Below are 25,852 nucleotides of genomic sequence, written 5' to 3' on the forward strand. Positions count from 1 at the left end.
CGCCGCGCGCGCCCTGCCCGCCGCCCCCGCCGGCGGCGCGGCGCGGGCCGCCGGCGGCGGTTCGCTGTGGGCGCCGCTGCGGCGGCCGGGGGTGGCGGGGCTGCTGGCGCTGTCCGCCGCGGTGCAGGGCTCGCACGTCGTCTACTACGGCTATTCCACGCTGCACTGGACGGCCGCCGGGCTGTCGGCCGCGCAGGTCGGGCTGCTGTGGGGGCTGGGGGTGCTGGCCGAGGTGTGGCTGTTCTGGCGCGGCGGCGCGCTGGCGGCGCGGCTGGGCGCGCGCGGCCTGGCGCTGCTGGCCGCCGGGGCCGGGGTGCTGCGCTGGTCGCTGTGCGCGCTGACGGCCGAGTTCTGGGCGCTGGTGCCGGTCACCGCCCTGCACGGGCTGACCTTCGGCGCCATGCACCTGGCGGCGATGCGCGCCCTGCGCGCCCTGCCGGCGGAGATGGCCGGCCGCGCGCAGACGCTGCACAGCGCCGCGGTGGGCGCCGGCAGCGCCGCGCTGATGCTGGCGGCGGGCGCGCTGTACGCCTGGCTGGGCGGCGGCGCCTTCTGGGCCATGTCGCTGCTGTGCGCGCTGGCGCTGCCGCTGGCGGCGCGGCTACGCTCCGGGTGATGCGCCTCTACACCTATTTCCGCTCCTCCACCGCCTACCGGCTGCGCATCGCGCTGAACTGGAAGGGCGTGGCGTGGGAGGGCGTTCCCGTCTCGCTGCCCAAGGGCGAGCACCGCGACGCCGCCTTCCTGGCGGTGAACCCGCAGGGCGGCCTGCCGGCGCTGGTGGAGGAGGGCCAGCCCGCCCTGGTGCAGTCCATGGCGCTGCTGGACTGGCTGGAGGAGACGCACCCCGAGCCGCCGCTGCTGCCCGCCGATGCGCGCGAGCGCGCCATGGTGCGCGCCCTGGCCCAGCTGGTGGCGAGCGAGATCCACCCGCTGACCAACCTGCGCGTGCTGAAGCACCTGCGCGGCGCCCATGGCTGGAGCGAGGCCGACGCCGCCGGCTGGGTGCGCCACTGGACCGCCGAGGGGCTGCGCGCCTTCGAGGCGACGCTGCACGCGCAGGGCCGGCACGGCGAGTTCTGCTGGGGCGGGATGGTGACCCAGGCCGACATCTGCCTGGTGCCCGCCATCTTCAACGCCCGGCGGTGGGAGGTGGACCTTTCCCCCTATCCGCTGCTGACCGCCATCGCCGACCGCGCGGCGGCGCTGCCCGCCTTCGCGGCGGCGCATCCGGCGCGGCAGCCGGACGCGGCCTGACGGGCGCCGCTAATCCGCCGTCGCCCCGGTGGCGCGCACCACCGGGCCCCACATCGCATCCTGTTCCCGGATGGCCTGCGCCAGTTCGGCGCGGGTGGAGCCCACCGCCTCCGCGCCCAGCTCGCGCAGGCGCGCCACGATGGCGGGGTCGCGCGCGATGGCCTGCATGTGCGCCTCCAGCGCGGCGGCCTGCGGCTCGGGCAGGCCGCGCGGGGCCAGCAGCGCCAGCCAGGTCTCGGCGGCGAAGCCGGGCACCGTCTCGGCCACGGTGGGGATGTCGGGGGCGAAGGACAGGCGTTGCGGCGAGGCGACGGCCAGCGCGCGCGCCCGGCCGTCGCGCGCCGGCGGCAGGCCGGTGACCACGGTGTCGGCGTACAGCGCCACGGTGCCATTCAGCAGGTCGGGCAGGGCGGGGCCGGTGCCGCGGTAGTGCACCAGGGTGCATTCGGTGCCCAGCGCGCCCATCAGCAGCGCGGTGGCCAGGTGCTGGGTGGTGCCGGCGCCCGGCGTGCCGCAGGGCAGCGGCCCGCGCCGCAGCGCCTCCCGCAGCCCTGCCACGTCGGCGATGCCGGCGCGCGGCGAGGCCAGGAACACCACCGGGATGGCGGCGAAGCGGCTGATGGGGGTGAAGTCCGCCAGCGGGTCGAAGGGCATGGCGCGGTAGAGGTGGCGGTTGATCACCAGCGGCCCGGCCGGGATGGCGCCCAGCGTGTTGCCGTCCGGCGGCGCCTTGGCCACGGCATCGGCGGCGATGTTGCCGCCGGCGCCGGTGCGGTTCTCCACCACCACGGTGCGGCCCAGCCGCGCCGCCAGCGCCTCGCCCATCACGCGCGAGAGCAGGTCGATGCCGCCGCCCGGCGGGAAGCCGACGATGAGGCGGACCGGCGGCTGGCCCTGCGCCAGGGCGGGGGCGGCCGGCAGGGCCAGCGCGGCGCGTCGGGTCAGGGTCATGGCGGGTTCCTCCGCCCGGCATGATGCGCGGGCAGGGGGCGCGCGGCCACCCCCGGCCGCGGCGGGTCAGCGCCGGCGGCGCAGGGCGCGCTTGCCGCGCAGCGGCGCCCGGGCCGGCCTGGCCTTGGGGCGCGGCTTCGGGTGCGGCTTCGGCTGCGTCTTCGAAGGGGCCTTCGACGAGCCCTTCGAAGGGGCCTTCGACGGGGGCTTGGGGCGCGGCGGCAGCGCCACCGGCCGCGCCGCCGGCATCCCCGCCGCCCCGGCATAGCGTTGCAGCGTCGCCCCGGCGGCCAGGTGGGGATAGGCCGCCGCGCCGCCGGCCCAGCGCCCGGCGAAGGCCCTCACCTCGGCCTCGTCCATGCCGCGGATGGCTTCCACCAGGAAGCGCGCCGCCTGGGCCGGGCGCAGCCCTTCCGGCCCCACCAGCTCCTCCAGCCAGGCGCGGGCGCGCAGCGGGCACCAGTCCACCAGGGATTCGTGCAGGGCGCGGCGCACCGCCTCGGGCAGCGCCTCGAAGGCAGCGTAGGTGTCGCCGCGCAGCGGGCTGCGCGGGCGGGTGGCGGTGCTGTTGTCCGTCCGCGCGGGGGCGGGCCGGGGCGGCGCGGGGCGGGCCATGGCGGGCGGGCGCGGCGGCGTCAGCGCTGCGCCGCGAACTCCTCCACCAGCGCGGCGATGCGCTTGGGGTCGCCCTGCTCCATCACCCGGCGGGCGAAGCGGGCGCAGTCGTCGATGTCCAGCGCGCGCACCATCTGCTTCACGCGCGGGATGGCGGAGGCGTTCATGCTCAGCGCCCGCAGCCCCAGCCCCAGCAGCAGGGGCACCAGCTTGGGGTTGCCCGCCATCTCGCCGCACACGCTCACCGGCATGCGCAGGCGCAGCGCGGCCTCCGTGGCGAACTGCATCAGGCGCAGCACGGCCGGGTGCAGGGGGTCGTACAGGTGGGCCACGTCGGCCTCGGCGCGGTCCACCGCCAGGGTGTACATGGCCAGGTCGTTGGTGCCGATGGCGAAGAAGTCGGCCTCCAGCGCGATGGCGTCGGCGGCCAGCGCCGCGCCCGGCGTCTCGATCATCGCGCCCAGGGGGGGCAGCTTCTCCGGCAGCTCCACGCCGCGGCGCTTCAGGCGCTTGGCCACGCGCTCGAAGATGTCGCGCGCCTGGGCCACCTCCTCGGGCACCGTCACCATGGGCAGCAGCACCCGCACCTCGCCCAGGGCCGCGACGCGCAGGATGGCGGCGAACTGCTCCTCCAGCAGCTCGGGCCGGCGCAGCAGCAGGCGGATGCCGCGCAGCCCCAGCGCCGGGTTGGGCCCGGTGGCCACCGGCACGCCCTGGGCCAGCGCCTCCATGTCCTTCTCGCCGCCCCAGTCGAGCACGCGGATGGTGACGCAGCGCCCGGCCATGGATTCCACCACGTCGCGGTAGGCGCTGACCTGCGCCTCCTCGTCGGGCAGGTCCTCGCGGTTCATGAACAGGAACTCGGTGCGCAGCAGACCGATGCCCTCGGCGCCGGCGCCGTGGATCAGCGGCAGCTCGGCCGGGATCTCCAGGTTGGCCTGCAACTCCACCCGCTGGCCGTCGGTGGTCTCGGCCGGCAGGGGGCGCAGCTTGTCCAGCCGCGTCTTCTCCTTGGCCTGGGCGGACAGCCCGGCCTTGGCGGCGGCCAGCGTCTCGGCCCCCGGATGCAGGGCGATGAAGCCCGCCCCGCCGTCCAGCACCGCCGGGTCGCCGCGCCGCGCCGCCTCCGTCAGCCCGTGGCAGCCCAGCACGGCGGGGATGCCCAGGGCGCGCAGCATGATGGCGGTGTGCCCGTCGGCGCCGCCCTCCTCCGTCGCCACGCCGGCGATGCGCCCTGGCTCCAGCAGGGCGGCGTCGGCGGGCGTCAGCTCGTCGGTGATGAGGATGGCGCCCTGGGGCACCTCCTTCAGCGAGCGGAAGGGCGTGGCGGTGAGGTTGCGCACCAGCCGCTTGGCGATCTCGCGCACCTCGTAGGCGCGGCGCTGCAGGCCGGACTTGTCGTCGCCCTTGGTGGCCATGATGACGGCGGCGATGGCCTCGGCCTCGTCCTGCACCGCGGTCTCGGCCGACAGGTTCTCCTCGCCGATGCGGCGGCGGGCGTTGCGCAGCAGGCGCGAGTTGCCGAGCATGAGGATGTAGGCGTCCAGCAGCGGCGCCAGCTCCTCCTGCGCTTCCTCCGGCAGCACGGACAGCCGGGTCTTGAGCTTGCCGACCTGCTTGCGGGAATAGGCCGCGGCCTCGGCCAGCCGGGCGCGCTCGGCCTCCGCCGCCTCGGGCGCGATGGCGCGGCGCGGCGCCTCGCCCGGGGCTTCGGTCAGGTCGTAGACGGGCGCGGTGGCGATGCCGGGCGAGACGGCGATGCCGGGGAAGCGGCGCTCCGCCTCGCCCCTGGCCTTCCTGGCCTTCGGCGCCTCACTCCTCACCGAAGCCGGCTTCCACCAGGGCGGAAACGGCGTCCAGGGCTTCCTTGGCGTCCCAGCCCTCGGCCTCGATCACGATCTCGCTTCCCTTGCCCGCGCCCAGCATCATCAGCCCCATGATGGAGCAGGCGGGCACCGAGGCACCGCCCTTGGACACATTGAGGCACGCCGAGAAGCGTTCCGCCAGCGCCACCAGCTTCGCCGCCGCGCGCGCGTGCAGCCCGCGCTGGTTGACGATGCGCAGGGCGCGCCGCAGCACCATCCCGCCCTCGCCGCACGGGGCGGGGGCGGCGGCGGGGTCGGGCGGCAGGGTGGCGCGGTGCGGGTTGTGGTCCTCCGCCTCGCCGGGCCATTCGTTCATGCGGCGTTCCCTGCGGGCTTCTTGTCAGGCATCTGGGTGGCGGTGGCGCCGCCGATCAGGTCGCCCGCGGCGGCGATGTACTTGCGCCCGGCGCGGGCGGCGGCGTCCACCGCCTCCAGCAGCGGCTCGGTGCCGCGGATCTTGGCCAGCTTCACCAGCAGCGGCAGGTTGACGCCGGCGATCACCTCCACCCGCCGGTGGTCGGCGAGCGACAGCGCGAGGTTGGAGGGCGTGCCGCCCAGGATGTCCGTGAGGATGACCACGCCGTCCCCGCGGTCCACCTCGGCGATGCGGCCGCGGATGTCGGCGCGCCGGCCCTCCATGTCGTCCTCCGGGCCGATGCAGACGGTGGCCACCGCCTCCTGCGGGCCGACGACGTGTTCCATGGCGTGGCGCAGCTCCAGCGCGAGGCGCCCATGCGTGACCAGGACGAGGCCGATCATGCGCGGTGGTCTTGGGGGGTGTTCATGGCGGGTGGTTCGCGGGCCTCCTGGCCCGGGATGGGGGGTGCGGGGGGTTCCGCCAGGGAGGCGGGCGCCGGGATATGGCCCATCGCGTCCAGTTCGCGATGCGCGGATTCCGCGCGCCAGCCCTGCCGGCGGAGGTGATCGGCCAGTCGCTCGGCGGCGAAGACGGAGCGGTGCTTGCCCCCGGTGCAGCCCAGCGCGATGGTCAGGTACTTCTTGCCCTCGGCAACGTAGCGCGGAAGCAGGGGTTCCAGGAAGCCGGTCAGGCGCTCCCAGAATCCGGTGAAGTCGGGGTCGGCGGCGACGAAGGCGCCCACCGCGGGGTCCAGCCCGGTCAGCGGGCGCAGCGCGGCCTCGTAGTGCGGGTTCTGCAGGAAGCGCAGGTCGAACACCAGGTCGGCCTCGCGCGGCAGGCCGCGGGGGAAGCCGAAGCTCTGGCACAGGATGGACAGGCCGGGCGGGCCCTCGGGGCGGTAGCGCGCCTCGATCATCTGGCGCAGGCGGAAGATGGGCAGCACGGAGGTGTCCACCACCCAGTCCGCCGCGTCGCGCAGCGGGGCCAGCAGCGCCGCCTCCCGCGCGATGCCGTCCTGCACGCGGGTGCCCAGCGGGCCGCCCGGCGCCAGGGGGTGGCGGCGCCGCGTCTCGGTGTAGCGGCGCAGCAGCACCGCCTCCTCCGCCGTGGCGAAGATCAGCGAAACCTGGAGGTCGGGCCGCGCGCGCAGCCGGCGCAGGGTGTCCAGCAGGGCGGCGGGGTCGAAGCCGCGGGTGCGGGTGTCCATGCCGGCGGCCAGCGGGCCCAGCCCGTCATCCAGCAGGTCGTCCAGGATGGCCAGCGGCGGGTTGTCCACCGTCTCGAAGCCCAGATCCTCCAGCACGCGCAGGATGGAGGCGCGCCCGGCGCCCGACAGGCCGGTGACCAGCACGAAGGGGCGCGGCGTCATGGCGCCGCCCGCCGCCCGCGCATGGCCGGCATCCCGTCGCCCTTGCCCGGTCCGTCGCCCCTGCCCGGTGCAGGCGAGGCGGCCGCGGGCCGCGCCCGGCCTCCGGGGGCGGCAACGTGACCCGCCGCCGTCATGCGGCGAAGGCCCCGGCCTTCATGCCGCGCCGGCCGGCCAGCACCGCCAGCGCCATCTCCAGCCGCGCCGGGGCCGAGGGGGCGGCGGGGTCCAGCCCCACCAGCGGCACCGCCACGCCCAGCGCGGTCCATTCCGCGGGCGCCGGCAGGCGGGCCAGGGTGGCGGCCGGCGCCAGCTCCACCGCCAGGCGCACCGGGGCCGGCGCCCAGGACAACCCGGTGACCAAGCCCAGGCCGCGCACCTCCATCATGCCCTGCAGCTCCGGCGCCGGGGCGGCGCGCAGCCGCCCGCCCGGTGCGGTGAACAGCACCAGCCGGTCGTCGCCCACCAGCGACCAGCCGCGGTCCAGCAGCCGCAGCAGCAGGTCGGACTTGCCGACGCCCGGTGGCCCGAGCAACAGGACTGCGCCGCCGTTGCGGGCGGCGGCGCTGGCGTGGATGTTCATGGTCTCCGCGGCGCCCCAGGTGGCCGAAAGATGGCGAAACATGGCAGCATCGGGACTGGACGGAAAGGGACCAGGGGTTGCACGTGGCGGCATGACCCATCCGCGCGACGCCGTGCAGGCCGCCCACCGCCTCATCGCCCCCGACATCCGCGAGACGCCGGCCATGCTGCTGCCCGGCATCGCCGCCGCGAAGCTGGAGCTGCTGCAGCTGTCCGGCTCCTTCAAGGCGCGCGGCGCCTTCCACCGCATGCGCCGCGCCGGGGTGGGGGCGGCGGGGGTCATCGCGGCCTCCGGCGGCAACCACGGGGCGGCGGTGGCGGCGGCGGCGCAGGCGCTGGGGGTGGCGGCGGAGATCTTCGTGCCCGCCATCTCCTCGCCCGCCAAGCAGGCGCTCATCCGCCGCTTCGGCGCCGCGCTGACCGTGGGCGGCGCCACCTATGACGAGGCCCGCCAGGCCAGCGAGGCCCGCGCCGCCGCCACCGGCGCCCTGGTGGTGCACGCCTACGACCAGCAGGAGGTGCTGGAAGGCCAGGCCACCTGCGCCCTGGAGTGGGAGCGCCAGCAGCCCGGCCTGTCGCACCTGCTGGTGGCGGTGGGCGGCGGCGGGCTGCTGGGCGGCTTCGCCACCTGGCACGCCGCGGGCGCCGCCACGCTGGTGGCGGTGGAGCCCGAGGGCTGCCCCTGCCTGGCCATGGCCCTGCAGGCCGGCCGCCCGGTGCCGGCCCCGGTGGGCGGGCTGGCCGCCGACAGCCTGGGCGCGCGGCAGGTGGGGGCGCTGGGCTTCGCCCGCGCCGCCGCGCTGCACGCCGCCGGGCGCCTGGTGTCCGTGCTGGTGCCCGACGCCGCCATCGCCGCCGCCCGCCGCCGCCTGTGGGAGGAGGCGCGGCTGGCCAGCGAGCCGGGGGGCGCCGCCGCCCTGGCCGCCCTGCTGTCCGGCCGCTGGGCGCCGCCGCCCGGGGCGCGGCCCGGCGTGCTGCTGTGCGGCGCCAACACCGACCCCGCCGGCCTGGCATGAGCCTGCAGGCCACGCTGGAATCCCTGCTGGCCGAAGGCCGCCTGCCGGAGGCCACCGCCCGCGCCGCCGCCGCCGTGCAGGCCGCCCCGCGCGACCCCGAGGCCCACAACGCCCTGGGCGTGGTGCTGGCCCGCGCCGGCCGCTGGGCGGAGGCCGGGCAGCGCTACCGCACCGCGCTGGCCCTGGCGCCGGGCCGCGCCGCGGTCTGGAGCAACCTGGGCAACGCGCTGACCGCCCAGGGCCGCGACGCCGCCGCCCTGGCCGCCCAGCGCCGGGCGCTGCGGCTGCAGCCCGGCGACGCCACCATCCTGTACAACCTGGCCACCAGCCTGACCCGCGCCGGCCGCCAGGCCGAGGCCATCCCCGCCTACGAGGCCGCGCACGCCGCCGGCCACCCGCAGGCGCTGTGGAACCTGGCCCGCGCCCGGCTGGCGCATGGCGACTGGGCCGGCGGCTTCCGCGACTACGAATGCCGCATCGCCCAGGGCATGGTGGCCGACCGCCCGCGCCCCGGCGCGCGCTGGGACGGCCGCCCCTTCCCGGAACAGACCCTGCTGCTGCTGACGGAGCAGGGCTTCGGCGACACCGTGTGGATCCTGCGCTACCTGCCCGCGCTGCGCGCCCGCGGCGGCCGCGTGGTGATGGAATGCCGGCCCGAGCTGGCGCCGCTGGTCGCCCCCCTGGTGGACGAGGTGGTGCCGCCCGGCGCGGCGGTGCCGGCGGAATGGCACCTGCACGTCTGCTCGCTGCCGCTGGCCTTCGCGCCGGAGGTGCCGCCCCTGCCGCCCCTGCCGCCGGAACCGGCGCGGGTGGAGCGCCTGCGCGAAGCGGTCGCCGGGCCGGGGCTGCGGGTGGGCATCATCTGGTCGGGCTCCGTCACCTTCGGCTCCAACCACTGGCGCGCGGCGCCGCTGGACCGCTTCCTGGACGCCTTCCGCTGGCCGGGGGTGCGGCTGTTCTCCCTCCAGAAGGGGCCGCCGGAGGCCGAGCTGGCGGCGCACCCGCTGCGCGGCGCGGTGACCGACCTGGCCCCCCTGCTGCGCGACTTCGCCGACACCGCCGCCGCGCTGTCCCTGCTGGACCTGGTGATCATGACGGACAGCGCGGTGGCCCACCTGGCGGGCGCGATGAACCGGCCGGTCTGGGTGCTGCTGGGCCGCGCGCCGCACTGGCTGTGGGGCGAGGGGCGGGAGGACACGCCCTGGTACCCCTCCCTGCGGCTGTTCCGCATGCCGCCCGGCCCGCTGGAGTGGGAGGGGGTGTTCGACCGCGCCGCCGCCGCGCTGCTGCAACGCGCGGCGGGCTGACGCGCCCCCGGGCAACGCCCCCGGGCAGCGCCGCCGGGCCGCCGGGCGTTGGCGCCGGCATGGACCCCGCGCTGGACGCCCTGCGCGCGCGCATCGCCGCCGCCACCGGCGCCTTCGTGCCCGGCTTCGACCCGCTGGACGGCGGCGCGGCGGCGCGGATGCTGCTGCTGCTGGAAACCCCCGGCCCGCGCACCGGCCCGGCCGACCGCGTCAGCCGCGACAAGCCGACGCCCACCGGCGCCAACCTGCGCCGCTTCCTGGCCGGCAGCGGCATCGCCCGCGCCGACATGGTGCTGTGGAACGCCGTGCCCTGGCTGATCCACGCGCCCGGCGCCCGCAACCGCGCCCCGCGCGCGGCGGAGATCCGCGCCGGGCTGGGCTTCCTGCCCGCGCTGCTGGAGGCGCTGCCGCGGCTGCGGGTGGCGGTGCTGGCCGGGCGGGTGGCCGGGCTGGCCGAGCCCGTGCTGGCCGCCGCCCGCCCCGGCCTGCCGGTGCTGCGCATGCCCCACCCCAGCCCCACCATCTGCTGCACCAGCCCCGCCGTGCCCGCGCGCATCCGCGAAGCCCTGGCCGAGGCGGCGGCCCTGCTGCACGGGGCTTGAGCCGGGGGGTGCGACGGGCTATGCCTTGCCGCGCCGAGCGGGCGTAGTTCAGAGGTAGAACGTCAGCTTCCCAAGCTGAATGTCGTGGGTTCGATTCCCATCGCCCGCTCCATCCCCCCCGCTTGACCGCCCGGCCCGGGCTTCCGCATATCCTGGCCGCATGCGCACGGGCCTTCCGCACCGAATTCCCGGCCCGGTCCTCGCCTGAGGGCCGGGAACCCCACCGCACGCCCTGCCACGCGCCGCGCCCGCCGCGGCTTCCGGGATGCCCCCGCCATGAACGACCTGCCTGCCCGCGACTACCGCCCCACCGTCTTCCTGCCCAAGACCCCCTTCCCCCTGCGCGCCGACCTGGCGAAGCGCGAGCCCGGCTGGCTGGCGCGGTGGGAGGCGGAAGGGCTGGGCGCCAAGCTGCGCGCGGCGGCGACGGGCCGCCCGCCCTTCGTGCTGCATGACGGCCCGCCCTACGCCAACGGCCCGCTGCACATCGGACACGCGCTGAACAAGATCTTGAAGGACGTCATCAACCGCGCGGCGCAGATGGCGGGCTTCGACGCCCACTACATCCCCGGCTGGGACTGCCACGGCCTGCCCATCGAGTGGAAGGTGGAGGAGGAGTACCGCGCGCGCCGCAAGAACAAGGATGAAGTGCCGGTGCTGGAGTTCCGCGCCGAGTGCCGCGCCTACGCCCAGACCTGGCTGGACTTCCAGGCGGAGGAGTTCCGCCGCCTGGGCGTGGAGGGCGACTTCGCCCACCGCTACGCCACCATGGACTTCCCCTCCGAGGCGGTCATCGCGGAGGAGATCGGCCGCTTCCTGCTGAACGGCGCCCTGTACCGCGGCCTGCGCCCGGTGATGTGGAGCCCGGTGGAGAAGACCGCGCTGGCCGAGGCGGAGGTCGAGTACCACGACCACGTCAGCCCGACGCTGTGGGCGCGCTTCCGCGTGCTGGACGGCGCGCTGGGAGGCGCCTCGCTGGTCATCTGGACCACCACGCCCTGGACCATCCCGGCCAACCGCGCGCTGGCGGTGAACCCGGAGCTGGACTACGCCCTGGTGCAGCCGGAAGGCGCCGCGCCGCTGGTGGTGGCGCTGAAGCTGCTGCCCGAGGTGGTGCGCGACGCCGGCCTGGGCACGCACCACGTCGTGCGCGTGCTGAAGGGCGCGGAACTGGTGGGGCTGCAGGTCGCGCACCCCTTCGCCGGGCGGGTGGAGGGCGGCGCCCTGTACGACACGCCGCGCCCGGTCCTGGCCGGCGACTTCGTGACGGAGGATGCCGGCACCGGCATCGTCCACATGGCGCCCGACCACGGCGAGGACGACTTCGCGCTGTGCAAGGCGCACGACATCCCCGCCATCGAGAGCCTGGAGGATGACGGCACCTACGCCGCCAAGATGGCGGGCTTCGCCGGGCTGCACGTGTTCAAGGCGCATGAGCGCGTGTGGGCGCTGTGCGAGGACGCCGGCACGCTGCTCGCCAAGGGCCAGCTGTCGCACTCCTACCCGCATTCCTGGCGCTCCAAGAAGCCGGTGATCTTCCGGGCCACGCCGCAATGGTTCATCGCCATGGATGGCGAGCACGGCATCCGCGCCAAGGCGCTGCAGGCCATCGCCGAGACGCGCTTCATCCCCGAGGCGGGGCGCAACCGCATCAACGGCATGGTGGGCACGCGCCCGGACTGGTGCATCTCCCGCCAACGCGCCTGGGGCGTGCCCATCGCGGTGTTCGTGGAGAAGGCGACCGGCGAGGTGCTGCGCGACCCGGCGGTGATGGCGCGCATCGTGGACGCCTTCCGCGAGGAAGGCGCCGATGCCTGGTACCGCCCCGGTGCCGCCGCGCGCTTCCTGGGCGAAGGGCGCGACCCCGCCGGCTACGAGCAGGTGATGGACATCGTGGACGTGTGGTTCGAGAGCGGCTCGACCCACGCCTTCGTGCTGGAGGCGCGCGGCCTGCCCTGGCCGGCGGACCTCTACCTGGAAGGCTCCGACCAGCATCGCGGCTGGTTCCAGTCCTCCTTGCTGGAGGCGGTGGGCACGCGCGGGCGCGCGCCGTTCAAGGCGGTGCTGACGCACGGCTTCGTGCTGGACGAGGCCGGGCGCAAGATGAGCAAGTCGCTGGGCAACGTCACCGCCCCGCAGGAGGTGATGGAGAAGTACGGCGCCGACATCCTGCGCCTGTGGGTGATGAACAGCGACACGGACGAGGACCTGCGGATCGGCAAGACCATCCTGGAGCAGCAGGCCGAGCTGTACCGCCGCCTGCGCAACTCGCTGCGCTGGATCCTGGGCGGGCTGGACGGCTTCTCCGAGGCCGAGCGCGTGGAGCCCGCGCAGATGCCCGGGCTGGAGCGCTGGGTGCTGCACCGGCTGGGCGAGCTGGACGCGCGGGTGCGCGGCGCGGTGGCCAGCCATGACTGGTCCGGCGTGGTGCCGGAGATCCACCATTTCTGCGCCACCGACCTGTCGGCCTTCTGGTTCGACATCCGCAAGGACGCGCTCTACTGCGACGCGCCGGCCAGCCCGCGCCGCCGCGCCGTGCGCACCGTGCTGGACCAGCTGCACCGCTGCCTGTGCGCCTGGCTGGCCCCGGTGCTGTGCTTCACCGCCGACGAGGCCTGGCGCGCCCGCTTCGGCGAGGACGCGCCGAGCGTGCACCTGGAGCTGTTCCCGGCCATCCCCGCCGAGTGGCGCGACGAGGCGCTGGCGACCAAGTGGGCGCGCATCCGCGAGCTGCGGCGCGAGGTGACGGGCGTCATCGAGGCGGCGCGCGCGGCGGGCGAGGTCCGTTCCTCGCTGGGCGCCGCGCCGGTGCTGGCGCTGCCGGCCGAGGACCGCGCCCTGCTGGACGCCGATGGCTGGGCGGACGTCGCCATCACCTCCGGCTTCGTGCTGGAGGAGGGCGAGGCCCCGGCGGCGCGCTTCGCCCCGGCGGCCGGCGCCAAGTGCGAGCGCTGCTGGAAGGTGCTGCCCGAGGTCTCGCCCGCGCACGGCCTCTGCCGGCGCTGCGAGGCGGTGGTGGCGCCATGAGGCTGCGCCATCAGGCCCTGCTGTTCGCCGCCCTGCTGCTGGTGGCCGACCAGCTGTCCAAGTGGTGGATCCTCGAGGTGGTGCGCCTGCCGGAGGTGCGCCACATCCCCGTCCTGCAGGCCGGCCCGGCCGGCTTCGACCTGACCATGGTGTGGAACCGCGGCGTCACCTTCGGCCTGTTCAGCGGCGAGGGCGCCTGGAACCACCTCGTGCTGGCGCTGATCGCGCTGGCGGTGGCCGCCTTCCTGCTGCGCTGGCTGTGGAAGGCCGAGACGCGGCTGGTGGCGCTGGCGCTGGGCGCGGTGATCGGCGGGGCGGTGGGCAACGTGATCGACCGCTTCCGCTTCGGCGCGGTGGTGGATTTCCTGCACCTGCATGCCTGGGGCTGGTCCTGGTACGTGTTCAACGTGGCGGACGCGGCCATCGTGCTCGGCGTGCTGGCGCTGGTGGCGGACGCCTTGATTCGGCCCGAAGGAAAGCGCAAGGAAGCCGCATGAAGCCGCCTTTCCTCCTCGCCGCCCCGGTGCTGCTGCTGGCCGCCTGCGGCCCGGACACCTCGCGCACGCTGGGGCTGACGCGCGACGCGCCGGACGAGTTCCAGGTGACCACGCGCGCCCCGCTCTCCATGCCGCCCGCGCTGGGCGAGCTGCCGCGGCCGCGCCCCGGCGCCACCCGCCCGCAGGAGATGACGGCCTCCCAGCAGGCGCAGGCCATCCTGGCGCCCGGCGCTTCCGGCGCCCGCGCGCCCGGCACCGGCGAGCGCGCGCTGCTCGGCTCCGCCGGGCGCGGCGCGAGCCCGGACATCCGCAACCGGGTGGACGAGGAATCGCTGCGGCTGGAGCGCACCGACCGCAACGTGGTGGACCGCGTGCTGTTCTGGCGCGAGCAGCCGGCGCCCGGCATCCCGGTGGACCCGGCGCGCGAGGCCCAGCGCCTGCGCGAGAACGCCGCCCTGGGCCGCGAGGCGGTGGAGGGCGAGACGCCGGTGATCCAGCCGGTGCGGCGGGGCATCTTCTCCGGCCTGCGCTTCTGGTGAGCGCGGCGGGGGCTCAGCCGGCCCCCGCCTCCCACAGCGCTTCCGCCAGGCCTTGCAGGCGGGCGGCGTCGTGCAGGCGCTCTCGCCATTCGGGCGGGATGCCGGACAGGCCCCACTGGGCGCCCGCCACCATCCCGGCCACCGCGCCCACCGTGTCGGCGTCGTCGCCCAGGTTGACGGCGCGCAGCACGGCCTCGCGGAAATCCTTCGCGCCGTCCACCGCCCACATCGCCGCCTCCAGCGTGTGCACCACGTAGCCGGAGGAGGAGATGGCCCCCACCGGCAGCCCGCGCCACTTGCCGCCGGCGATGGCCCGGATGCGCGGCGGCCAGCCCTTGGCCCCGCGCGGCGTCAGCGCCGCGGCGCCGCGCCCGGCCAGCAGCCCGCACAGCACCTCCGACAGCAGGGCGCAGCCGGACACCGCCACCGGGGTGGCGTGGGTGCAGGCGGATTGCCGCTCCGCCACCGCCTCGGCCAGCCGGGGCGTGCGCCAGTGGCGCACCGCCACCGGCGCCAGCCGCATGACGGAGCCGTTGCCCGCGGCGTTGGGCGAGGGGTCGCCGGCCATCGGGTCGCCCGTCGCCTCGAAGCGCGCCAGGGCGGCGCGGGTGGCGGCGCCGATGTCGAAGCAGGTGCCGGTGGAGCTGTTCTCGCCGTGGCGGTACCAGCGCAGGCAGCGCGTCATGAAGTCCGCCGGGTCCAGGGCGGGGTCGTGCAGCAGGGATTCCGCCAGGCACAGGGCCAGAGAGGTGTCGTCCGTCCATTGGCCGGGCTGCAGGCGGAACGGCCCGCCGCCCACCATGTCGGTCACCGGGGCGAAGGTGCCGCGCTGGCGGAACTCCACCGTGGTGCCCAGGGCATCGCCGACCGCCAGGCCCAGGAAGCACCCCAGGGCACGGTCGCGCGCCGCTGCTGTCTCGTTCATCCGGTGGCGGCCTCCAGTTGGTTGGAAGCCCCATCCTGGGGCATGGGTGCGTCAGTCCCGGTCCCGTGCCGGCGCAGCAGGTCCTGGCCCAGTTGGCGCAGGCGGGCGCGCAGCGCGTCGGGCGCCAGCACCTCCACCGCTGCGCCCCAGCTCGCCAGGTGATAGGCCATCTCGTCCAGCCCGCCGGCGCGGAAGCGCACCAGCAGGGTGCCGTCCGGCTGCGGCGCCAGGGTCTGCGAGGGGTGGAACACCCAGTGCGCCGCCTCCTCCGCCGCGCCGGGGGCGAAGCGCAGGGTCACGGCCATCGGCGGCTCGCGCCACACGCCGAAGCTGTCGGCGGTCAGCCCGGCGACGTCGAAGCGCGGGGTGAAGGGGGTGTCGGTGATGTCGGCGCCCAGGATGCGGTCCAGCCGCCACACCGCGGCGTCCGGCTTGCCGGGCACGGCGGCCAGCAGGTAGGGGCGCTGGCCGTAGAGCAGGCCGCAGGGCTCCACCAGCCGCTCGGCCTCGCCGCCATCCCGGGCGCGGTAGCGCAGGCGCAGCAGGCGGCGGGCCAACACCGCCTCGCGCAGGCGGGCCAGCAGCCCCTCGGCCACGCGCATGCGCGGGCCCGGGCGCACGGCCAGACCCTCGGCCGCCAGCAGGGAGGCCGCGTCCACCTCCGCCCGGCGCAGGGCGCGGGGGTCGGCCAGGGCGCGGATCTTGCGCCCGGCGCCGCGCAGCGCCTCGGCGCGCTCGGCGGCGCCTTCCTTTTCCAGCCGGCGGGCGGCGAGGTCGAGTTCGGTCATCTCGGCGGCGGTGAGCTGCAGCGTCTGCGACAGGAAGGAGGCGCGCATGCGCCAGCGCTTCTCGTTGCCCTCGCCGGGCACGTGGTCCAGCCCGTCGCAGGCCTGGCCCACCGCCTTGAGCATGCGTTCCACCGTGCGGCGGGAGACCTCCATCTCCGCTGCCAGCTCGCCGACGGTCAGCCCAACTCGGCTGCCGGAGAGGCGCTGCACGAGTTGCAGCGCCCGCACCAACTTCTCGTGCCGGTTGGACATTGCCCCTCCGTCGCACGCACCCCGCGTGACATTACCAGAATTAGTTCCTTAGTCGAGCCCATCAGCCATCCGTTGCGTGAACGGACCATTCATCTATGCGCGCCAGATGTGCATAGTCGCCCCGGGCGGCACGCCCGGGATGCGGATGCGACGGAAACGGCGCGCCGCCCAGCAGGAAGCGGTCGGCCAGGGATTCCACCGCGCGCCGCGCCTGTGCCACCACCTCCGCCAGGTCCAGCTTCAGCGGCTTCACCTCGCCCACGCCCAGCGCGCCGGTCAGCCGCCAGTATTCCAGGGCGCGCACCGGGGCGGGGGCGATGCCGGGAAACCCGCCCTCCTCGGCCAGCAGGGCCTCCAGCGGCAGCTGCGGGTCGGTGCCCTGCTCCACCGACCGCCGCGCCGGGGCCGGGCCGGTCTTGTAGTCCACGATGCGGATGGCGCCGTCGCGCCGCACGTCCAGCCGGTCGGCGCGGCCTTCCAGCGCCACCGTGCCGGCCGGCCGGCGCAGGGAGATGCGCGCCCGCAGCTCGGCATGCGCGCTCAGCAGCTCGGGGCGCAGCACCGCCTCCTGCCCGCGCACGAAGGCGCCGATGCGCCCCAGGCGGGGCCGCCACAGCGCCACGATGGCCGGGCGCAGCCGCGCCTCGGCCACCGCCTCCTCCTCCGCCTCCTCCCAGGCGGCGCGCGCCGCCTCCTCGCCCGGCCAGCGGCGGGGCAGGCGGGCCAGGAAGCGCTGGATGACGTCGTGCACCAGCGTGCCGTAGTCCGCCGCGCCCGGCTCCTGCTCCAGCGGGCGCAGCGGCCGCAGCCGGAGGATGCGCTGGGCGTAGAAGGCGTAGGGGTCGGCCAGCAGGGTGCGCACGTCCGTCACCGTCATGCGGTGCGGCCGGGCGCGCGGCGGCGGGGTGGCGACGGGGCGCGGGCAGGGGCGCACGGCGGGCGGCGCGTCCAGCTGCGCCGCCCAGCCCGGCGCCGGGCTGGCGGGCAGCGCCAGCTCCCGGTGCTGGCCGCGCAGGAAGGTGGACAGCCGCGTCAGCCAGCGCGCCGGCACGGTGGGCGCGCCGCCGCGCCGCGCGGCGCGCGACAGCGTGACCTGCCGCCCGGCGCAGGCGGTGGCGAGGAAGTCCGCCGCTACCCGGCCGATGCGCAGCTCCGGCGAGGGCAGGCCGAATTGCTGGCGCATGGGGCGCGACATCCAGGGGCCGGGGTCGGCCGCCTGGGGCCACACCGTCTCGTCCAGTGCGCCCAGCACCACCGTGTCGAAGTCCAGCAGCCGCGCCTCGATCAGCCCCAGGATCTCCACGTGCGGGTGCCGCGCCTCCCGCCTCCCGCGCGAGACGCGGTCGCAGCGGGTGGTGCCCAGGCCCAGGGCGGATTCGAACAGCGCCGGCCATTCGGCGGGCTGCACGGGCGGCATCTCCGCCATGGCGGGGCGCAGCAGGGCCAGGTGGCGGGCCAGCGCCTCGCCTTCCGCCTGGGCGTAGAGGCGCAGCCCGCCGGGCTGGGTGGGGGTGGCGGCCAGGCGCTCGGCGGCGGCCAGGTGCTCGTCGAACAGGTCCAGCGCGGGGCGGAGCGGGGCGGTGCGCGGCAGGGAGTGGAAGGGGCCGATGGCCGTCGCCAGGTCCTCCACCAGCCCCAGCAGCTGGGCCTCGGCCTCCGGGTCGGCGCGCGGGCCGCGGAAGGCGGCGGCGATGCCCTCGCGCAGGCCCTTGAAGCCCGGGCCCGGCGCCGGGCCGCGCAGGATGGCCAGCTCCAGCCGCCGCACCTTGCGCAGCCATTCGCCGCGGTCCTGCCCGGCGGCCGTCAGCGGGTGCTTCATCACCGACAGCAGGGAAACCGGGCCGCATTCGCCGGCCGCCAGGTGGGCCAGCAGGCGCAGGAAGTTGCCGTTGGGCGTGTGGGACAGGCGCTGGCCCGCGCTGTCCTCGGCCAGGATGCCGTGGCGAGGCAGCTCGGACGCCACGCGGGCCGCCAGGTCGCGGTCGGGCGTCACCAGGGCGGCGCGGGCGCCGCGCGCCTCCAGCGCGCCGCGCAGCGCCAGCGCGATGGACGCGGCCTCGGCCTGGGCGTCCGGGGCCTCGATGCGGTCCAGCCCTTCCAGGGCGGGGCGCCAGCGGCGCGGGTTGCGGTTGGCCCAGGCGCCCGGGGAGCCATGGATGGCGGGGGCGGGCAGCAGGGCGGTGCCCAGCAGGGCGGCCCGGGCCTCGCGCGCCGCGTGCTCGGCGGTCCAGGGCTGGGCGTCGGCCATGCGCGCGCCCATGCGGTGCAGCATGCGGCGCTGGCCGCTGAAGGGGTGGGTGCAGGCCTCCTGCAGCACCGCGTCCTCCACCCGCGCCGTCGGCGCGTCCTCGCCCGGCAGCACCACGAAGCCGTTGGGCAGGGTGGCGGCCACCGTCCGCAGCAGGTCCGCCGCCGCGGGGATGGTGCCGCCCAGCCCGATGCCGGCGGCGATCACCGGGTCCTCCGGCCTCGCTTCCTCCCACTCGCGGCGCTGGGCGCGCAGCGCCATGACGCGGCGCACGCCGATGTCCAGCAGCCCCTCGGCGTCCAGCCAGCCCTGCCATTCGCGCACCACCCCCTTCAGGAAGGCGGTGGTGATCTGCCAGTGGGTGGCCAGGTTCTCCGGCGCCAGCCGGTCCAGCTTCTCCAGCCAGGACTGGTTCAGCTGGGCGGGGTCCTCCGGCAGGGGCTCGGCCTCCTCCAGCGCGATCTCGTCCAGCAGCCTGGCCAGCTCGCCCGCCAGCTCCCAGGCGTGGCGGGCGGTGCGCGGGCCGCCGGCGCGGCCGGGCAGCCGGGCGATGAAGCGCGCCAGCACCGCCTGGCGGCGCAGCGCCTCCACCGCCGGGGGCAGGCGCAGCAGGGCGGGCAGCTCCAGCTCGTCGGCGTCCTCCACGCTCAGCCCGGCCAGCGCGCGCAGGCGGGGCAGCAGGATGGCGTCGCCGCCGAAGGCTTCCAGGAAGGCGTGCTGCGCGGCGCGGGCGGAACGCCGGGTGGGCAGCAGGATGGTGGTGCGCGCCAGCACCTCGCCGGCGCCCAGGCGCTCCAGCGTCCCGCGCGCCAGCGTGGGCAGGAAGGGCAGGCCGAGGGGGATGGCGAACAGGCGCATGGCCCCATCCTAACGCAGCTGGCGGCGAAATGGGCGGGCCCCGCGCGTCAGCGCAGGATGGCCACCCCGTCCGCCGCCCGCACCCCCTGCCCCAGCGGCAGCACGAAGAGCGGGTTCACCTCCGCCTCCACCAGCCGGTCGCCCAGGGCGGCGCCCAGCCGGGCGAAGCCCTCCACCGCCGCCAGCAGGGCCGGGACGTCGGCGGGCGGGGCGCCGCGCCAGCCTTCCAGCAGGCGGCGGCCGCGCAGCCCCTCCAGCATCGCCGCCGCCTCGCCCGGCGGCAGCGGCAGCAGCCGCACGGCCACGTCGTCCAGCAGCTCCGCCAGGGTGCCGCCGGTGCCCAGCAGCAGGGCCGGGCCCAGCAGCGGGTCGTTCCGCAGGCCCAGGATCATCTCCACCCCGCCGCGCAGCTGCTCCTGCACCAGCAGCCCCTCCGCGCCGGGCACGCGGGCCAGCATGGCGGCGCCCTCCGCCGCCACCTGCCCGGGGCGCAGGCCCAGGCGCACCCCGCCCGCTTCCGTCTTGTGCAGCACGGTGCGCGACAGCGCCTTCAGCACCACGGCCTCGCCCATCCCCGCCGCCAGGGCGGCGGCCTCCGCCGGGGTGCGGGCCACCGCCTCGCGCACCGCGGGCACGCCCCAGCGGGCGAACAGCGCCTTGGCCTCGGCCTCGTGCAGCGCGCCGGCGGGCAGGTCGAAGGGCTGCGGCGGCGGCAGCGGCGGGGCCGGGGGCGGGGGCGGGCGCAGGGCGCGCAGCACGCTGGCCACCGCCTCCGGCTCCGTCACCGCCGGGATGCCGCCGGCGTTCAGCGCATGCAGGATGGCCGGCGCGTGCGGCGAGACATAGGCCAGCACCGGCTTGTCCGTGCCCTGGCGGCTGGCCGCGATGGCCTCCGCCGCCAGCCGCGGCTGCGCCAGCGCCGAGGAGCCCACCACCACCGCCAGCGCGTCGTGGTCCGGGCCGTCCAGCAGGGCGCGCATGGCGCCCTCCATCACCGCCGGCCGCAGCCCGGCCAGGGTCAGGTCCACCGGGTTGCCGCCGGGCGGCAGGCCGGTGAGGCCGGCGATGCGCGCCGCCGCGTCCGGGCCCGGCGGCGGCAGCGCCAGCCCGGCCAGCCCGCAGGCATCGGCCAGCAGCGCCCCGGCGCCGCCGGTGGAGGTGAGCACCGCCACCCGGTCGCCGCGCAGCGGGCGGCCATCGGCCAGGGCCTGGGCGATGTCCAGCAGCTCGCCGAAGCGCTCGGCGCGGCGGATGCCCAGCTGGCGGAACAGCGCGTCGAACAGCCGGTCCTCGCCCGCCATGGCCCCGGTGTGGGAGGCCGCGGCCGCCGCCCCGGCGGCGGAGCGCCCGACCTTGAAGGCCACCACCGGCTTGCCGGCCGCCGCGGCCTTGCGGGCGGCGGCGCGGAAGGCCGCCGCGTCGCGCACCCCTTCGAGGTAGAGGGCGATGACCCGGGTGGCGGCGTCCCCCGCCAGGTGGTCCAGCCAGTCGGCCACCTCCAGGTCGGCCTCGTTGCCGGTGGCGACCAGGTGGGCGAAGCCCAGCCCCCGCGCCGCCCCGCGCGACAGCGCCGCGCCCAGGATGCCGCCGGACTGCGACACCAGGGAGATGCCGCCCGCGCGCATCCCCTCCGCCTCCAGCGCGCCGGAGGCCGAGAGGACGATGCCCGCGGGCAGGTTGACCAGCCCGATGGTGTTGGGCCCCAGCAGGCGCATCGGCCCGGCCGCCGCGCGCAGCGCCGCCTGGCGGGCGGCGCCCCCGGCGCCTTCCTCGGCGAAGCCGCCGGCCAGCACGATGGCGGCGCCGCAGCCCCGCGCCGCCAGCGCGCGCACCGCCTCCACCGCGCGCTCCGCCCCCAGCAGCACGATGGCGGCGTCCGGCGCGCCGGGCAGCGCCGCCACGTCGGGGAAGCAGGGCAGGCCGTCGAGTTCCGCCACCCGCGGGTTCACCGGCCAGATGGCGCCGCCGAAGCCGTGCTTCAGCAGGTAGCCGACCGGCCGCCCGGTGGTCTTGGAGCGGTCGGCCGAGGCGCCGACCACCGCCACCGACCGCGGGTGGAGCAGCCGGGCCAGCGCCCCGCCGCTCATCCCTTGGGCTTGCCCAGGAAGGCGGCGACGGCGGCGCGGTGCTCGGCGGTGGTGTAGCAGATGGCCTGCGCCTTGGAGCCCTCGGCCAGCACCTCCTCGAACCCCATCTCCAGCGAGCGGTCGAGCACCGACTTGGCCAGCGCCAGCGCGGCGGGGGAATGGGCCGACAGCTCCCGCGCCCAGGCGGTGGCGGCGGCGTGCAGCCCGGCATCGGGCGCCAGGCGGTCGGCCAGGCCGATGGCCAGCGCCTCGGCGGCCTGCACGCGGCGGGCGGAGAACACCAGCTCCTTGGCGCGGGCCAGCCCGACGCGGCGCGGCAGGAAGTACATGCCCCCGCCATCGGGAATCAGCCCGCGGGCCAGGAAGCTCATGGTGAACATGGCGGACTCGCCCGCCAGGATGAAGTCGCAGGCCAGGGCCAGGTCCGCGCCCAGCCCGGCGGCGGCGCCGTTCACCGCCGCCACGGTGGGCTTGGGGAAGGTGTGCAGCAGGGCCACGCAGCGGTGGGTACGCCCCTGCCGGCGCCAGCCGTTCATCGCCACCTCCTCCGGCGGGGCGGCGAGGCGCTGCTGCATGCCGCGCACGTCGCCGCCGGCGCAGAAGGCGGCGCCCGCGCCGGTCAGCACCAGGGCGCGCACCGCGGGGTCGGCCGCCCAGCCCTCCAGGGTGGCGATCACCTCGGCGCGCATGGCGTCGTCCATGGCGTTGCGCACCTCCGGCCGGTTCAGGCGCAGGGTGGCGATGCCGTCCTCGACGGCGGTCTCGATGGCGCTGGTCATGGGGGGTCCCTCAGTCGATGCGCAGGTTGGCGCGCTGCACCACGGCGGACCAGCGCACCCGCTCCTCCGCCAGGAAGTCGGCCAGGTGCGCCGGGCTGGGCGAGGGCGCGACCTCGTCCACCCCCTGCTCCACCAGGCGGCGGCGCAGGTCGGCGTCCTCCAGCACGGCGTTCAGGGCGCGGTGCAGGGCGGCGATGGCGGGCGCGGGCGTGCCGGCGGTGGCCAGCAGGGCGTACCAGGTGGCGCTGTCCAGCTCGGGGAAGCCGGCCTCGGCGCTGGTGGGCAGCTCGGGCAGCGCCAGGGAGCGCGCGCGCCCGGCCACCGCCAGCGCCCGCAGCCCGCCCGAGGCGATGTGCGGCAGCAGGGGCGCGGCGGCGTTGGTGAGGATGTCCAGCCGCCCGGCCAGCGTGTCCGACAGGGCGGGGCCGGTGCCGCGGTAGTGCACCGGCTCCAGCTCCGCGCCCAGCACCACGGCCATCATGGCGCCCAGCGCGTGGCCGGTGGTGCCCGCGCCCGGCGTGCCGTAGCGCAGCGGCGCCGGCGCGGCGCGCATCACCCGCTGCAGCTCCGCCAGGGAGCGCGCGGGCACGCGCGCGCCCACCGTGATGACGTTGGGCGAGGCGCCGACGTAGCCCACCGGCGCGAAGTCGCGCACCGGGTCGTAGGGCAGGCGCGCCTGCACCAGGGAGGACAGCAGGAAGGAGCCGGAGCCGGCCAGCAGCAGGGTGTGCCCGTCGGGCGGGGCCTTGGCCACCAGGTCGTTGCCGATGAGGCCGCCGGCGCCGCCGCGGTTCTCCACCACGATGGGCTGGCCCAGCCGGGCGGCCAGCGCCTCGGCCACCATGCGGCCGACCACGTCGTTGGAGCCGCCGGCGGTGAAGGGGATGACGAGGCGCAGCGGGCGCTGCGGGAAGCCCTGCGCCCGGGCCGGCGCGGCGAGCAGGGGCAGGGCGGCGAGGGCGCGGCGGCGCATGGCGGGGGTTTCCTCCGGCTCGCGGGGTCTGCGGCCCCGGCCGGGGGCGCGATAGCACCGCGGCGGCGCGCGGTCAGCCCCCGCCGCCGGCCGGGCGCACATGAAAAAGGGGCGGCCGTCGCCGGCCGCCCCCTGGTTCCTGAACCCGTGGGGATCAGAAGTCCATGTCGCCCATGCCGCCGCCCGGCGGGCCGCCGGCGGGGGCCTTCTTCTCCGGACGCTCGGCCACCATCGCCTCGGTGGTGATCAGCAGGGCGGCCACGGAGGCGGCGTCCTGCAGGGCCGTGCGCACGACCTTGGTCGGGTCGATGATGCCGGCGCCCACCAGGTCCTTGTACTCGTCCTTCTGGGCGTCGTAGCCGTAGGTGTACTCGCTGTTGCGCAGCACCTCGCCGGCCACCACGGCGCCGTCCTTGCCGGCGTTCGCGGCGATCTGCTTCACCGGCGCCTGGATGGCGCGGCGGACGATCTCGATGCCGACCTCCTCGTCGCGGTTCTCGCCCTTGACGGAGGCGAGGTTCTGCGAGGCGCGCAGCAGGGCGATGCCGCCGCCGGGCACGATGCCTTCCTGCACCGCGGCGCGGGTGGCGTGCAGCGCGTCGTCCACGCGGTCCTTGCGCTCCTTCACCTCGACCTCGGTCGAGCCGCCGACGCGGATCACCGCCACGCCGCCGGCCAGCTTCGCCAGGCGCTCCTGCAGCTTCTCGCGGTCGTAGTCCGAGGTGGTCTCCTCGATCTGCGCCTTGATCTGCTCGCAGCGGCCCTGGATCTCCGACTTCTCGCCGGCGCCGTCGACGATCGTGGTGTTCTCCTTCTCGATGCGGATGGTCTTGGCCTTGCCCAGCATCTGGAGGGTCACGTTCTCGAGCTTGATGCCCAGGTCCTCGGAGATCATCTGGCCACCGGTCAGGATGGCGATGTCCTCCAGCATGGCCTTGCGGCGGTCACCGAAGCCCGGGGCCTTCACGGCGGCGATCTTCAGGCCGCCGCGCAGCTTGTTGACCACCAGCGTGGCCAGGGCCTCGCCCTCCACGTCCTCGGCGATGATGACCAGCGGGCGGCCGGACTGCACCACGGCCTCCAGCAGCGGCAGCATCGGCTGCAGCTGGGACAGCTTCTTCTCGAAGATGAGGATGTAGGGCTGGTCCAGCTCCGCGATCATCTTCTCCGCGTTGGTGATGAAGTACGGGGAGACGTAGCCGCGGTCGAACTGCATGCCCTCGACGACGTCGAGCTCGGTCTGGATGGACTTCGCCTCTTCGACCGTGATCACGCCCTCGTTGCCGACCTTCTCCATCGCCTCGGCGATCATCTTGCCGATCTCGGCCTCGCCGTTGGCGGACAGCGTGCCGACCTGCGCGACCTCGGCGGAGGTGGTGATCTTCTTGGTCTGGCTCTCCAGCTCGGCCACGACGGAGGCGACGGCCTTGTCGATGCCGCGCTTGAGGTCCATCGGGTTCATGCCGGCGGCCACCGCCTTGGCGCCCTCGCGCACGATGGCCTGGGCCAGCACGGTCGCGGTGGTGGTGCCGTCACCGGCCAGGTCGTTGGTCTTCGAGGCCACCTCGCGCACCATCTGCGCGCCCATGTTCTCGAACTTGTCGGCCAGCTCGATCTCCTTGGCGACGGTCACGCCGTCCTTGGTGATCCGCGGCGCGCCGAACGACTTGTCGATCACGACGTTGCGGCCCTTGGGGCCCAGCGTGACCTTCACCGCGTCGGCCAGGATGTCCACGCCGCGCAGCATCTTGTCGCGGGCCGTGGCGCCGAACTTCACGTCCTTGGCAGCCATGTGTGTGCTCTCCGAAATCTGTGTGGGAAGGGGGGGTGGCTCAGGCGGCCTTGGCGGTCACGGAGGAGCCCTCGATGACGCCCATGACGTCGCTCTCCTTCATGATGAGCAGCTCCTCGCCGTCCACCTTCACCTCGGTGCCCGACCACTTGCCGAACAGGATGCGGTCGCCGGCCTTCACGTCGAGCGCGCGGACCTCGCCCTTGTCGTTCACGGTGCCGGAGCCGACGGCGATGACCTCGCCTTCCTGCGGCTTCTCCTTGGCGGTGTCGGGGATGATGATGCCGCCCGCGGTCTTCTCCTCAGCCGTGATGCGGCGGACGAGGACGCGGTCGTGCAAGGGGCGGAACTTCATGGCGGTTCTCTCCTGGCTTGGCTCAGGGTCTCGCTGGATCCACGGCGGGGGTGTGTTGGCACTCCCCGCCGAGGAGTGCCAGCTAGCTAGGAGAAGCCTTCCCGCGAGTCAAGCCGCAAAGCAGCACTCTCACGCTGCGAGTGCCAATGCCTTGAAACAAAACGAAAAATCTGGCGTCCCGCGCAGCGCGCATGGCAGGCTTCGCGTTGCAGCATCGTGACATGAAGGAGGTTCGCGACGTGCTGGACGCCCTGCTTCCCATCATCCGCCAGCCGGATTGGCGGCTGACCACCGCCGAGATCCTGTATCACCTGCCCGACCACCCGCACCTGCTGCAAAGCTTCGTCTGGCAGCGCGACGACCTGGCGCCCAGCTTCCCGCGGCTGACCGATTTCCTGGCCTTCTGGCAGCGGGAGATCCAGGGCCCGCTGCATTCCGTGCGCGTCGCCTCGGCCGCACTGGTCCAGCCGGCCGAGCTGCGCTACGCCAACGGCGTGTTCACCCTGCATTGAGGGCCCGGGCCTTGGCGCCCGGGCGGGGGGCTCAGGCGGCCCGCTGCTCCGGGCGGGGGTGGCGCGCCTCGCGCAGCAGGCGGGCGGCGTCGTGGCCGCGGTCCTGCACCGAGCGCAGCACGTCGGCCAGGGCGGCCAGCGGCGCCGGCACCGGCAGGCCACCCCGCACGTAGCGGCTCATCGTCGGCGGCTGGCAGCCAATCAGGCGGCAGAACTCCGCCTGCGTCATCTGCATGTCCAAAAGGACGGTCTTCAGCTCAATTCCTGTCATTTTCTCAAGATTCATCCGGTTTGATGATTC

At 76.0% G+C, this 25,852-nt stretch carries 25 protein-coding genes and 1 tRNA gene; 10 read left to right on the top strand and 16 right to left on the bottom strand.

Annotated features, from left to right (window positions below):
- Window positions 1–616 (top strand): MFS transporter (locus ACI6QG_RS12660; protein ID WP_407024932.1); only part of this gene is annotated, 616 nt, incomplete at its 5' end.
- Window positions 616–1,257: a maleylacetoacetate isomerase gene (maiA, locus tag ACI6QG_RS12665; RefSeq protein WP_407024933.1), complete on the top strand. Its 642-nt coding sequence runs from the start codon at window positions 616–618 to the stop codon at window positions 1,255–1,257. The genes ACI6QG_RS12660 and maiA, both read left to right, overlap by 1 nt.
- 9 nt (window positions 1,258–1,266) lie before the next feature.
- Here the strand turns inward: maiA and ACI6QG_RS12670 are convergent, their stop codons facing one another.
- From ACI6QG_RS12670 to ACI6QG_RS12700, 7 genes are all read right to left on the bottom strand, one after another.
- Window positions 1,267–2,208: a Bug family tripartite tricarboxylate transporter substrate binding protein gene (locus ACI6QG_RS12670; protein WP_407024934.1), complete on the bottom strand. Its 942-nt coding sequence runs from the start codon at window positions 2,206–2,208 to the stop codon at window positions 1,267–1,269.
- 66 nt (window positions 2,209–2,274) lie between these two features.
- Complete coding sequence (locus ACI6QG_RS12675; protein ID WP_407024935.1) at window positions 2,275–2,823, bottom strand: hypothetical protein; 549 nt, start codon at window positions 2,821–2,823, stop codon at window positions 2,275–2,277.
- 20 nt (window positions 2,824–2,843) lie between these two features.
- Window positions 2,844–4,646 (bottom strand): phosphoenolpyruvate--protein phosphotransferase, encoded by a 1,803-nt coding sequence (gene ptsP / locus ACI6QG_RS12680; protein ID WP_407024936.1) that lies wholly within the window; start codon window positions 4,644–4,646, stop codon window positions 2,844–2,846.
- Window positions 4,636–4,905 (bottom strand): HPr family phosphocarrier protein, encoded by a 270-nt coding sequence (locus ACI6QG_RS12685; RefSeq protein ID WP_407025035.1) that lies wholly within the window; start codon window positions 4,903–4,905, stop codon window positions 4,636–4,638. The genes ptsP and ACI6QG_RS12685 overlap by 11 nt, the downstream gene beginning before the upstream one ends.
- Before the next feature lie 95 nt (window positions 4,906–5,000).
- Window positions 5,001–5,447 carry a PTS sugar transporter subunit IIA gene (locus tag ACI6QG_RS12690; protein WP_407024937.1) on the bottom strand — a complete coding sequence of 149 codons (447 nt, stop codon included), beginning with the start codon at window positions 5,445–5,447 and terminating at the stop codon, window positions 5,001–5,003.
- The gene (rapZ, locus tag ACI6QG_RS12695; RefSeq protein WP_407024938.1) at window positions 5,444–6,415 is read right to left on the bottom strand and encodes an RNase adapter RapZ; all 972 of its coding nucleotides are present in this window, start codon (window positions 6,413–6,415) and stop codon (window positions 5,444–5,446) included. The genes ACI6QG_RS12690 and rapZ overlap by 4 nt, the downstream gene beginning before the upstream one ends.
- Before the next feature lie 130 nt (window positions 6,416–6,545).
- On the bottom strand, window positions 6,546–6,995 hold the full coding sequence (locus ACI6QG_RS12700; RefSeq protein WP_407024939.1) for an HPr kinase/phosphorylase: 450 nt from the start codon (window positions 6,993–6,995) through the stop codon (window positions 6,546–6,548).
- Window positions 6,996–7,086: 91 nt separating this feature from the next.
- Between ACI6QG_RS12700 and ACI6QG_RS12705 the strand changes: the two genes are divergently transcribed.
- From ACI6QG_RS12705 to ACI6QG_RS12735, 7 genes are all read left to right on the top strand, one after another.
- Window positions 7,087–8,010 (top strand): serine/threonine dehydratase, encoded by a 924-nt coding sequence (locus tag ACI6QG_RS12705; RefSeq protein WP_407024940.1) that lies wholly within the window; start codon window positions 7,087–7,089, stop codon window positions 8,008–8,010.
- Window positions 8,007–9,317, top strand: a complete 1,311-nt coding sequence (locus tag ACI6QG_RS12710) for a tetratricopeptide repeat protein (RefSeq protein WP_407024941.1) — start codon at window positions 8,007–8,009, stop codon at window positions 9,315–9,317. Before ACI6QG_RS12705 ends, ACI6QG_RS12710 begins: the two co-directional genes overlap by 4 nt.
- A 59-nt stretch (window positions 9,318–9,376) precedes the next feature.
- Entirely contained in the window at window positions 9,377–9,919 is a 543-nt protein-coding gene (locus tag ACI6QG_RS12715; RefSeq protein WP_407024942.1) for a uracil-DNA glycosylase, read from the top strand.
- Window positions 9,920–9,956: 37 nt separating this feature from the next.
- Window positions 9,957–10,031: transfer RNA gene (locus ACI6QG_RS12720), tRNA-Gly, on the top strand.
- A 164-nt stretch (window positions 10,032–10,195) separates the two neighbouring features.
- Window positions 10,196–12,946 carry an isoleucine--tRNA ligase gene (gene ileS, locus ACI6QG_RS12725; protein ID WP_407024943.1) on the top strand — a complete coding sequence of 917 codons (2,751 nt, stop codon included), beginning with the start codon at window positions 10,196–10,198 and terminating at the stop codon, window positions 12,944–12,946.
- Window positions 12,943–13,443 (top strand): signal peptidase II, encoded by a 501-nt coding sequence (gene lspA, locus ACI6QG_RS12730; RefSeq protein ID WP_407024944.1) that lies wholly within the window; start codon window positions 12,943–12,945, stop codon window positions 13,441–13,443. The genes ileS and lspA overlap by 4 nt, the downstream gene beginning before the upstream one ends.
- Window positions 13,440–13,982, top strand: coding sequence for a DUF3035 domain-containing protein (locus ACI6QG_RS12735; protein WP_407024945.1), 543 nt, complete (start codon window positions 13,440–13,442; stop codon window positions 13,980–13,982). Before lspA ends, ACI6QG_RS12735 begins: the two co-directional genes overlap by 4 nt.
- Before the next feature lie 13 nt (window positions 13,983–13,995).
- Here ACI6QG_RS12735 and ACI6QG_RS12740 read toward each other — a convergent pair whose 3' ends face one another.
- The 8 genes from ACI6QG_RS12740 to groES form a co-directional block, all read right to left on the bottom strand.
- Window positions 13,996–14,907: an ADP-ribosylglycohydrolase family protein gene (locus ACI6QG_RS12740; RefSeq protein ID WP_407024946.1), complete on the bottom strand. Its 912-nt coding sequence runs from the start codon at window positions 14,905–14,907 to the stop codon at window positions 13,996–13,998.
- Window positions 14,904–15,947: a helix-turn-helix transcriptional regulator gene (locus tag ACI6QG_RS12745; protein ID WP_407024947.1), complete on the bottom strand. Its 1,044-nt coding sequence runs from the start codon at window positions 15,945–15,947 to the stop codon at window positions 14,904–14,906. Before ACI6QG_RS12745 ends, ACI6QG_RS12740 begins: the two co-directional genes overlap by 4 nt.
- Window positions 15,948–16,008: 61 nt before the next feature.
- Window positions 16,009–19,053, bottom strand: a complete 3,045-nt coding sequence (gene addB / locus ACI6QG_RS12750) for a double-strand break repair protein AddB (protein ID WP_407024948.1) — start codon at window positions 19,051–19,053, stop codon at window positions 16,009–16,011.
- A gap of 47 nt (window positions 19,054–19,100) precedes the next feature.
- Window positions 19,101–21,140, bottom strand: a complete 2,040-nt coding sequence (locus tag ACI6QG_RS12755) for an acetate--CoA ligase family protein (protein WP_407024949.1) — start codon at window positions 21,138–21,140, stop codon at window positions 19,101–19,103.
- Complete coding sequence (locus ACI6QG_RS12760; RefSeq protein WP_407024950.1) at window positions 21,137–21,919, bottom strand: enoyl-CoA hydratase/isomerase family protein; 783 nt, start codon at window positions 21,917–21,919, stop codon at window positions 21,137–21,139. Before ACI6QG_RS12760 ends, ACI6QG_RS12755 begins: the two co-directional genes overlap by 4 nt.
- 10 nt (window positions 21,920–21,929) lie before the next feature.
- Window positions 21,930–22,892 (bottom strand): Bug family tripartite tricarboxylate transporter substrate binding protein, encoded by a 963-nt coding sequence (locus tag ACI6QG_RS12765; RefSeq protein WP_407024951.1) that lies wholly within the window; start codon window positions 22,890–22,892, stop codon window positions 21,930–21,932.
- A 154-nt stretch (window positions 22,893–23,046) separates the two neighbouring features.
- Window positions 23,047–24,684, bottom strand: coding sequence for a chaperonin GroEL (gene groL, locus ACI6QG_RS12770; RefSeq protein ID WP_407024952.1), 1,638 nt, complete (start codon window positions 24,682–24,684; stop codon window positions 23,047–23,049).
- A 40-nt stretch (window positions 24,685–24,724) separates the two neighbouring features.
- On the bottom strand, window positions 24,725–25,039 hold the full coding sequence (gene groES / locus ACI6QG_RS12775) for a co-chaperone GroES (RefSeq protein WP_407024953.1): 315 nt from the start codon (window positions 25,037–25,039) through the stop codon (window positions 24,725–24,727).
- Between the two features lie 221 nt (window positions 25,040–25,260).
- Here groES and ACI6QG_RS12780 point away from each other — a divergent pair, with 221 nt between their 5' ends.
- The gene (locus ACI6QG_RS12780) at window positions 25,261–25,551 is read left to right on the top strand and encodes an usg protein (protein ID WP_407024954.1); all 291 of its coding nucleotides are present in this window, start codon (window positions 25,261–25,263) and stop codon (window positions 25,549–25,551) included.
- A 31-nt stretch (window positions 25,552–25,582) separates the two neighbouring features.
- Here the strand turns inward: ACI6QG_RS12780 and ACI6QG_RS12785 are convergent, their stop codons facing one another.
- A complete protein-coding gene (locus ACI6QG_RS12785) occupies window positions 25,583–25,786 on the bottom strand; it encodes a helix-turn-helix domain-containing protein (protein WP_491630733.1) in 204 nt (67 codons plus the stop codon).
- Window positions 25,787–25,852: the final 66 nt, after the last annotated feature.

The organism is Sabulicella flocculans, from assembly GCF_045449635.1.
Lineage (GTDB): Bacteria > Pseudomonadota > Alphaproteobacteria > Acetobacterales > Acetobacteraceae > Roseococcus.